We start from the raw sequence: 8897 nt of genomic DNA, 5'->3' as shown, positions 1-8897 counted from the left end.
CTCGGCGACGTGCGCCAGGAGTGCCGCGGGCTGGCCCGCGCCGCCGTCCGCCTCGACGCCCCGGCCGTCGAGCAGCAACTCGCCGACGCCGTGCTGCGCTACGGGGTGGTCACCGCCTGGGAGGAGGTGATGATGCCGACGCTGCACGCGGTGGGCCGCAAGTGGGAGTCGTCGGGGGACCGTTACGTCGAGGTCGAGCACCTGCTCTCCTGGCACGTCTCCACCACCCTGCGCCGCCACACCCCGGCCCCCGCGGGGCCCGGCGACGGATCACCCGGCCCGGTCGTGCTCGCCTGCGTCCCCGACGAGCAGCACACCCTGGCGATCGAGGCCCTCAACGCCGGACTGGGCGAACGCCGCACGCCCACCCGGATGTTCGGGGCCGCCGTGCCCGTCGAGGCGCTGGTGGCGTCGGTGCGCAGGCTGGGCCCCACGGCCGTAGTGCTGTGGGCGCAGGTCCGCTCCACGGCGAGCGTCAACCTGGCCCGGCGCGTCGCCGACACCCAGTGGGGCGTCAAGGGCGCCCGCCGCCGCCCCCTCGTCGTCCTCGCCGGGCCCGGGTGGGCCGGTGCCCCCCGGGAGATGCCGAGGCCGCCGTCGCTGTCGAGTGCCGTCGAGACCCTGAGCGGCGCGTACGCGCTGCTGACGCGCGCGGAGACGACGGAGCGCGACTGACGGCGTGACGGCCCGGCGCGTCCCCCGCGCGGGTGAACGGCGCGCGCGGCGCATCCGCCGGGCCGACGGCGCGGGAAGCCATCGGCAGACGCGCGCGTCCGCGCGCCCACCCCGCCGCGCCGGCACCGCCGGGCGGCCCGACCCGTCAGGGGCCCACCGTGTCGAAGTCCGCCCGCACCCCCGACGTCCTCGTGATCGGCGCGGGGGCCGCCGGTCTCGCCTGCGCCCGCGACCTGCTCACGGCGGGGCTCGACGTCGAGGTCGTCGAGGCGTCCGACGGCGTGGGCGGACGGATGCGCACCGACCGGGTCGACGGGTTCGTCGTCGACCGCGGGTTCCAGGTCTTCAACACCTCCTACCCGCAGGTCAAGCGACGTCTCGCGCTGCGCGGGCTGCGTCCGGTGCCCTTCACGCCCGGGGTGCTCGTGCACGCCGCCGACCGGGGCACGCTCCGCTTCGGCGACCCGTCACGCCGTCCCGGCACGCTGCCCGGACTGCTCACCGGGCGGCTCGCGGGCCCGCGCGACCTCGCCGCGCTCGGCGTGCTCTCGGCGCGGACCGCGCTCGGCCCGGCCGCCGCGCTGAAACGGGCACCGGAGCGCACCACCCGCACCGCCCTCGCGGACGCCGGTTTCTCCGAGGCGTTCGTCGAGCGCTTCTTCCGGCCGTTCCTGTCCGGGGTGTTCCTGGAGGACGGCCTGGAGACGTCGAGCCGCTTCTTCCACCTCGTCTGGCGCAGCATGCTGCGCGGCACCCTCTGCCTGCCCGCCGAGGGGATCGGCGCCGTCCCGCTGGCCCTCGCCGACGCGCTGCCCCCGGGCACCGTCCGGCTGGAGACACCGGTGGCCGCGCTGACGGAGGACGGCGCGGTCACCGAGGACGGCCGCGAGGTGGCCGCGCCGACCGTGGTGGTGGCGACCGGCTGGGGCCCGGCCGCCCGGCTGCTGCCCGGCCTGCCGGTGCCCGACGGGCGCACCGTGACGACCTACTACCACGTGGCACCGCGGCCGCCGCTGCGCGAACCGACCCTGCTCGTCGACGAGCGCCGCCGCTTCCTCAACACCTGTGTGCTCAGCGAGGTCGTCGCCGGGTTCGCGCCGCGGGGGTCGGCGCTGGTCGCCACCTCCGTCCTCGGGACGGACACCGAAGGGCGGCAGCGGACGGTCCTCGACGCCCTCGCCGAGGCGTACCACGCCGACACCGGCGGCTGGGACCTGCTGACGGTGCGCACGGTCCCGGACGCGCTGCCCGCGATGGCCCCGCCGCAACCGCTCAGCCGCACCAGCCGGTTCGGCCCCGGCCGCCATGTCTGCGGTGACCACCGGGCGACCGGCTCGGTGCAGGGCGCGCTGGCCTCCGGTGCCCGTGCCGCCCGCGAGATCCTGCGCGACCGGCGCTGAGCGCGGCCCCGCGCGTCAGTCCTTGCCGCGGGCCCGCTTGAAGCGGGCGAGCCCCTCGGAGAGGTCGACGATCGGGTCCGGGTAGCCGTCGACCGCCGCCCGGTCCAGGCCGCGCAGCTTCCACGGCTCGTGCACCGACGGCCCCTCCACGGCAGCGAGTTCGGGGATCCAGCGCCGGACGTAGGCGCCGTCCGGGTCGTAACGCTTCGCCTGGGTCACGGGGTTGAGGACCCGGTTGGGGCGGCTGTCCGTCCCGGTCCCGGCCATCCACTGCCAGTTGAGCTGGTTGTTGGCGACGTCCCCGTCGACCAGCAGGTCGAGGAAGTACCGCGCGCCGACCCGCCAGTCGACGTACAGCGTCTTGGTGAGGAAGCTCGCCGTGAGCAGCCGTCCCCTGTTGTGCATCCAGCCCTCGTGCCGGAGCTGCCGCATGGCCGCGTCGACCACCGGATAGCCGGTGCGGCCCTCCTTCCACGCCTCGATCTCCTCGCCCGCCGTCCGCTCCGAGCGCCAGCGGTCGTGCTTGGTGCGGTAGTCGGCGGTGGCCGCGTCCTGCCGGGCCGCGAGGACCTGGCGGTGGAAGTCGCGCCAGGCGAGCTGCCGCACGAACGCCTCGGCGCCCGGACCGCCCGCGCGCCGGGCCCGGTGGACGAGTTCGACCGGGGACAGGGTGCCGAAGTGCAGATGCGGCGAGAACCGCGAGGTGGCGTCGCCCGGCAGGTCGTCGTGCCGGTCCTCGTACGCCTGGACGCCCGAGCGCAGCCACGCCGTGACCCGCTTGCGCGCCACCGTCTCGCCGCCCTCGGCCAGCCCCTCCGACAGGCCCGACAGGCCGTCCCGGGACGGCAGTTCCTCGGAACCGATCCCCTCCGGGACGCGCACCGAGCGGGGTGCGCCGAACGCCTCCCGCAGCGGCTGCGCCGACCACTGCCGGAAGTACGGCGTGAAGACGGCGAAGTGGTCGGACCCGGCCGGGGTCACCCCGCCCGGCGCGACGGCGGTGGTCACCGTGTCGTGGATGTGCAGCCGCCGCCCCTCGGCCTCCAGGGCCCGCCGCAGCCGCTGTTCGCGCCGGTGCGCGTAGGCGCTGACGTCGGCCGCCATGTGGACCTCGTCGGCGTCGGCCTCGGCGACCACCTTGCACACCTCCTCGACGAGGTCGCCGGAGCGCAGCACCAGCCGCCCGCCGCGCTCGCGCAGGCCCGCGTCGAGGTCGCGCAGGCAGTCGGCGAGGAAGGCCAGCCGGTTGGGCGCGGCGAACCCGGCCGCGTCCACCCCGGTGTCCCGGACGAACAGCGGCACCACCTCGCGGGCGTCGTTCGCGGCCCGCAGCGGCGGATGGTCGTGCAGGCGCAGGTCGGAGGTGAACAGGACGACCGAGACGTTCATGGTGCGGACTCCGGTGACGAGGGGGAGCGGCCGATGGCGGGGTGGGGCACGCCGGCCGGACGGGAGTGCCGGCCGGCGTACCCCGGTGCTTCCGGCCGAGGGGCGGGGTCGGATGCGGTGGTCATCCCACGGACGCGTGTTCGTCCGCGGTCCTGGCGGGCTCCCGGGCCGCGGCGCGCGCGATGTTGCGGGCCATGCCCCCGAAGACCACGGAGTGGAAGGGCGACACGCTCCACCAGTAGGCGTGCCCGAGGAGCCCCTGCGGATGGAACAGGGCCCGCTGGCGGTAGCGCGTCCTGCCGTCGTCGTCGGTGTCCGCGCGCAGCTCGAGCCAGGCGAGGCCGGGCAGCCGCATCTCGGCGCGCAGCCGCAGCAGCCGTCCCGGCTCGATCTCCTCGACCCGCCAGAAGTCCAGCGAGTCGCCGACCCGCAGCCGTGCCGCGTCCCGCCGTCCCCGGCGCAGTCCGACCCCGCCGGCCAGCCGGTCGAGCCAGCCGCGCACCGCCCACGCCAGCGGGAAGGAGTACCAGCCGTTGTCGCCGCCGATCCCCTCGATCACCCGCCACAGCGCCTCCCGCGAGGCGGGCACGGTCAGTTCGCGGTGGTCGGTGTAGAGGCTGCCGCCCGCCCAGTCGGGGTCGGTGGGCAGCGGGTCGCTGGGCGCGCCGGGCAGCGAGGCCGATGACCAGCGGGTGGCGACGTCGGCCTGCCGGATGCGGCGCAGGGCGAGCCGTACCGCCTCGTCGAAGCCGATCGGGGAGCCGGGCGGCGCGGGCACGTACCGCTCGATGTCGTTCTCGTGGCAGACGACCTCGTGGCGCAGCGACTCGGTGAGCGGGCGGGCGAGGCCCGCGGGCACCGGGGTGACCAGGCCGACCCAGTGGCTGGACAGCCGCGGGGTGAGCATCGGCACCGACACCACGTACCGCCGGGGCAGGTCGGCGACCCGCGCGTACCGCGTCATCATCTCGCGGTAGGTGAGCACGTCGGGGCCGCCGATGTCGAAGGCGCGGTTGACGTCGGCGGGCATGTCCGCGCTGCCGACCAGCACCCGCAGCACGTCCCGCACCGCCACCGGCTGGATCCGGGTGTGCACCCAGCTCGGGGTGACCATGACCGGCAGCCGTTCGGTGAGGTAGCGCAGCATCTCGAAGGAGACCGAGCCCGAGCCGAGGACGACCGCCGCGCGCAGCACCGTGGTGGGGACCCCGGAGTCGAGCAGGATCCTGCCGACCTCGGACCGGGAGCGCAGATGCGGGGAGAGCGCGCTCTCGGGCACGTCCGAGGGGGTCAGACCGCCGAGGTAGACGATCCGGCGGACGCCGGCGGCGCGCGCGGCCTCGCCGAAGATCCGCGCCGCCTCCCGGTCCGTCGCCTCGAAGTCCTCGCCCGAGCCCAGCGCGTGCACCAGGTAGTAGGCGACGTCGACCCCGCGCATGGCGTCGGCGACCGAGGCCGCGTCCGTGACGTCGCCGCGCGCGGTCTCGACCCGGCCCGCCCACGGGTGGTCGCGCAGCTTGCCGGGGGAGCGGGCCAGACAGCGGACCCGGTGCCCGGCGTCCAGCAGCTCCGGGACCAGCCTGCCGCCGATGTATCCCGTCGCGCCGGTCACCAGGCAGAGCGTCGCGGGCCGGTCGTCGTCAGCGTTCATGGGCTCTCGGTCCTCCGTCTCGGCGTGCCCCCCTCGTGATCCCTTCCCCGGGCGCGGCCGAACCGGATGCGGACGCTTCTATAGGGTGACCGCGTGGCCACAGCAGACGACGGGGACCAGCGCGCAGTCGCGCCGCGGACGCCCCCGGCACCCGCGGGCGCGGTGCCCCCGGCGCCCACGGGCACCGACCTCTTCTCCCTCGCCGTCCAACTGCGCCGGATGAACGGCGGGATCAACCGGCTGGTGCACGGTTTCGCCGGTGAGCAGGGCCTGCACGCCACCGACGTCCAGGCGCTGGCCGCGATCCTGGACGCCGACGGGCCGATGACCCCGGGCCGGCTGCGCGAGCACCTGGGGCTCACCTCGGGCGCGGTGACCGCCTGCGTGGACCGGCTGGAGCGGGCGGGGCACATCCGCAGGGTCCGGGAGAGCGCCGACCGCCGGGTGGTCCATCTGCACTACGCGCCCGACGCCAAGGCGGTGGCCCGCTCCTACTTCCGGCCGCTCGCGCGGGCCGCCCAGGGCGCGCACGCCCGCTTCACCGAGGACGAACTCGCCGTGGTGCTGCGCTTCCTCCAGGCGATGAACGAGGAGATGGCGGCCCTGCGCCCGTCCGACGGCTGAACCCCGGGCGGGGAGTCGCGCACGACCCGTCGCGCGGGGTGGCCTACGATCGGGGCCAGTTATCTTGATGATCGAGATTGTTTGTCGTCGAGATTGTTTCCGGGTCCGCCGTCCCGATCCACTGGAGAGCCATGTCCCTCACCCCGCGCCGGGGCCGCGTCGTCGTCCCGCTGCTCCTGCTCGTCGTCTGGCTCGGCATCGGCGGGGCGCTCGGGCCGTTCGCCGGACGGCTCGGCGAGGTCGCGACCAACGACCAGGCCGCGTTCCTGCCGCGCAGCGCCGAGTCCACCGAGGTCATCACCGCCCAGAAGGCCTTCCGGCAGGACGAGACCCTGCCCGCCGTCGTCGTCTGGACCGACGACGGCGACGGCGGCGGCGCGATGAAGGACCGTCAGGCCGCCGCGACCCGCGCGCTCGCCCCGCTCACCGGCACCTCCGGCGTCGCGGGCACCGTGTCGCCCGCGCTGCTCTCCGAGGACGGCGCCGCCCTCGAAGCCGTCGTCCCGCTCCGGCCCGACCTCGGCGACCGGCTCGCCCCCACCCTGGACCGGATCAGGGCGGCCGCCGAACGCGTCCCCGGCGCCACCGTCCAGCTCGCCGGACCCGCCGCCACCCGGGCCGACCTCTCCGACGCGTTCGCCGGCATCGACGGACTGCTGCTCGCCGTCGCCCTGGTGACCGTCCTGGTGATCCTGCTGCTCGTCTACCGCAGCGTCCTGCTGCCGCTGGTGATCATCCTCGGCGCCGTCTTCGCCCTCGGCCTGGCCTGCGCCGTCGTGTACGCGCTCGCCGACCACGACCTGGTCCGCGTCGACGGACAGGTGCAGGGCATCCTCTCCATCCTCGTCATCGGCGCCGCCACCGACTACGCCCTGCTGATCACCGCCCGCTTCCGGGAGGAACTCGCCGCCAGGACCGACCGGTTCGCCGCCGCGCGGGCCGCCCTGCGCCAGTCCTGGGGCGCCGTCGTGGCCAGCGCCGCGACCGTCGCGCTCGGCCTGCTCGCGCTGCTGCTCAGCGACCTCACCAACAACCGGGCGCTCGGCCCCGTCGGCGCCGTCGGCATCGTCTGCGCCGTCCTCAGCTCGCTCACCTTCCTGCCCGCCGTCCTCGTCCTGCTGGGCCGCGCCGCGTACTGGCCCGCCACCCCGCGCCCCGCCACCGAGCAGGCCGCGGGCGGCTGGCGGCGGGTGGCCGCGCTGGTGGACCGCGCCCCGCGCACGGTCTGGGCCGTCTGCCTCGCCGGGCTCCTCGCCTGCGCCGCGTTCGCCCCCACCCTGGTCTCCCGCGGCGTCCCGCTCGACGAGACCTTCGTCGACGACGCCCCCTCCGTCGCCGCCCAGGCCACCCTCGCCCGGCACTTCCCCGGCGGCTCGGGCAACCCCACCGTCGTCATCGCCGACGCCGACCGGCTCGACCGCGTCCTGGCCACCGCCCGCGCCACCGACGGCGTCGCCTCCGCGGCCGGGGTCACCGCCTCCGGACGGCCGGGCGGCGACCCGCTGGTCGTCGACGGGCGGGTCCGCGTCGACGTCACCCTCGCCGACGCCACCGACAGCGACGCGGCCGCGGACGCCGTCGCCCGGCTGCGCACCGCCCTGCACGAGGTGCCCGGCGCGCACGCCCTGGTCGGCGGCTACACCGCGCAGCGCTACGACACCCTGCGCACCGCCGAGCGCGACCGCACCCTCATCGTCCCGGTGGTCCTCGCCATCATCCTGGCGATCCTCATGGTGCTGCTGCGCTCCCTGCTGCTGCCGGTGCTCCTGGTGGCGACCGTCGGCCTCAACCTGCTGGCCACCCTGGGCGTCTCGGCTCTTGTATTCCGACATGTGTTCGGCTTCACCGGTACCGACCCGTCCGTTCCGCTGTACGGGTTCGTGTTCCTGGTCGCCCTGGGCGTCGACTACAACATCTTCCTGATGTCCCGGGTCCGCGAGGAGTCGCTGCGCCACGGCGTCCGGGAGGGCATGCTGCGGGGCCTGGTCGGCACCGGAGGGGTCATCACCTCGGCGGGTGTCGTCCTGGCGGCCACCTTCGCCGCCCTCGGCGTGATCCCGCTCGCCTTCCTCGCGCAGATCGCGTTCATCGTCGCGTTCGGCGTCCTGCTCGACACGCTGGTCGTCAGGTCCCTGCTCGTTCCCGCCCTGGTGCGGGATCTTGGTGGGGTGACCTGGTGGCCGGGACGGCTGTGGCGCGGCGCGTCCGCGCCCGACGGCAGCGCGTCCCGGAGCGCCGGTCACCCGGAAACCGAGGTGAAGCCCCGCCCCGCCGGGGTCCCCAACGAGGAGTGAACCGTGCCCCTGCAGAACGCCGTCGTCGGCCCCGCCGACGCCCATGCCCTTTCCGAGCCGCTCTTCGCGCGGCTGCACGAGCTGGCGGAAGGCACGGCCGAGTACTCGTACGTCCGCAACACGCTCGTCGAGCTGAACATGTGGATGGTGCGGCAGGCGGCCCGCCGCTTCCAGCCCAGCCCGGAGATCCACGACGACGTCCTGCAGGTCGGCACCATCGGGCTCATCAAGGCCATCAACCGGTTCGACCCGACCCGGGGCTTCGAGTTCGAGGCGTTCGCGGCACCCACGATCGCCGGGGAGATCAAACGGTTCTTCCGTGACACCACCTGGGCGGTGCGGGTGCCGAGGCGGCTCAAGGACTGCCGTGCGCTGCTGCGCGAGGAGGCGGTCGCGTTCGAGCAGCGGGAGGGCCGCGCCCCCACCGTCTGCGAACTCGTCCGGCTGACCGGGCTGACCGAGGACGAGGTGGTCGACGGGCTGCGGGCGGCCGAGGGGTACGGCACCGTCTCCCTGGACGCGCCGACCGAACCGGGACCCGACGGCCTCAGCCTCGCCGACCGGCTCGGCGGCGACGACCCCGCGCTGGGCAGGACCGACGACCTGGTGACCGTCGCGCCCCTGGTCGCCGCCCTGCCCGAGCGGGAACGCGCGCTGCTCGCCATGCGCTTCCTGCAGGACATGACGCAGAGTCAGATCGGCGCGGAGCTGGGCATCTCCCAGATGCACGTCTCCCGGCTGCTCACCCGCACCCTCGCCACGCTCCGCGCCGGACTCGCGGAACGCACCTGACGCCCCGCCCCGTCCGGGATGACATGTCCCCGTACAACCGGGGCAGACGCAGGACACGACCCCGACGGGGCG

Annotated in this window: 7 protein-coding genes; 5 read left to right on the top strand and 2 right to left on the bottom strand. The window is 75.4% G+C overall.

Annotated elements, in window-relative coordinates; all coding sequences use genetic code 11:
* The coding region (locus GA0115242_RS24435) for a B12-binding domain-containing protein (RefSeq protein WP_141721739.1) at positions 1 to 675 on the top strand (675 nt) is incomplete at its 5' end.
* Between the two features lie 158 nt (positions 676 to 833).
* Positions 834 to 2075, top strand: coding sequence for an NAD(P)/FAD-dependent oxidoreductase (locus GA0115242_RS24430; RefSeq protein ID WP_093831965.1), 1242 nt, complete (start codon positions 834 to 836; stop codon positions 2073 to 2075).
* Positions 2076 to 2090: 15 nt separating this feature from the next.
* Here the strand turns inward: GA0115242_RS24430 and GA0115242_RS24425 are convergent, their stop codons facing one another.
* Together GA0115242_RS24425 and GA0115242_RS24420 are read right to left on the bottom strand one after the other, a co-directional pair.
* Positions 2091 to 3464, bottom strand: coding sequence for a cryptochrome/photolyase family protein (locus GA0115242_RS24425; RefSeq protein WP_093831964.1), 1374 nt, complete (start codon positions 3462 to 3464; stop codon positions 2091 to 2093).
* Between the two features lie 121 nt (positions 3465 to 3585).
* Positions 3586 to 5115, bottom strand: coding sequence for an SDR family oxidoreductase (locus GA0115242_RS24420; RefSeq protein WP_093831962.1), 1530 nt, complete (start codon positions 5113 to 5115; stop codon positions 3586 to 3588).
* Between the two features lie 93 nt (positions 5116 to 5208).
* On the opposite strand from GA0115242_RS24420, the gene GA0115242_RS24415 reads away from it, so the two are divergent.
* The 3 genes from GA0115242_RS24415 to GA0115242_RS24405 all read left to right on the top strand — a co-directional run bounded on the left by GA0115242_RS24415 (position 5209) and on the right by GA0115242_RS24405 (position 8825).
* The gene (locus GA0115242_RS24415) at positions 5209 to 5739 is read left to right on the top strand and encodes a MarR family winged helix-turn-helix transcriptional regulator (protein WP_093831960.1); all 531 of its coding nucleotides are present in this window, start codon (positions 5209 to 5211) and stop codon (positions 5737 to 5739) included.
* A 131-nt stretch (positions 5740 to 5870) separates the two neighbouring features.
* Positions 5871 to 8033: an MMPL family transporter gene (locus GA0115242_RS24410; RefSeq protein WP_093831958.1), complete on the top strand. Its 2163-nt coding sequence runs from the start codon at positions 5871 to 5873 to the stop codon at positions 8031 to 8033.
* Positions 8034 to 8036: 3 nt separating this feature from the next.
* On the top strand, positions 8037 to 8825 hold the full coding sequence (locus GA0115242_RS24405) for a SigB/SigF/SigG family RNA polymerase sigma factor (RefSeq protein ID WP_093831956.1): 789 nt from the start codon (positions 8037 to 8039) through the stop codon (positions 8823 to 8825).
* The last annotated feature ends 72 nt before the right edge of the window (positions 8826 to 8897 follow it).

It is taken from the genome of Streptomyces sp. SolWspMP-5a-2, assembly GCF_900091845.1.
In the GTDB taxonomy this organism is placed as follows: domain Bacteria; phylum Actinomycetota; class Actinomycetes; order Streptomycetales; family Streptomycetaceae; genus Streptomyces; species Streptomyces doudnae.
The sequence above is the reverse complement of the archived record's forward strand: the minus strand, read 5'-3'. Positions and strand labels throughout refer to the sequence as shown.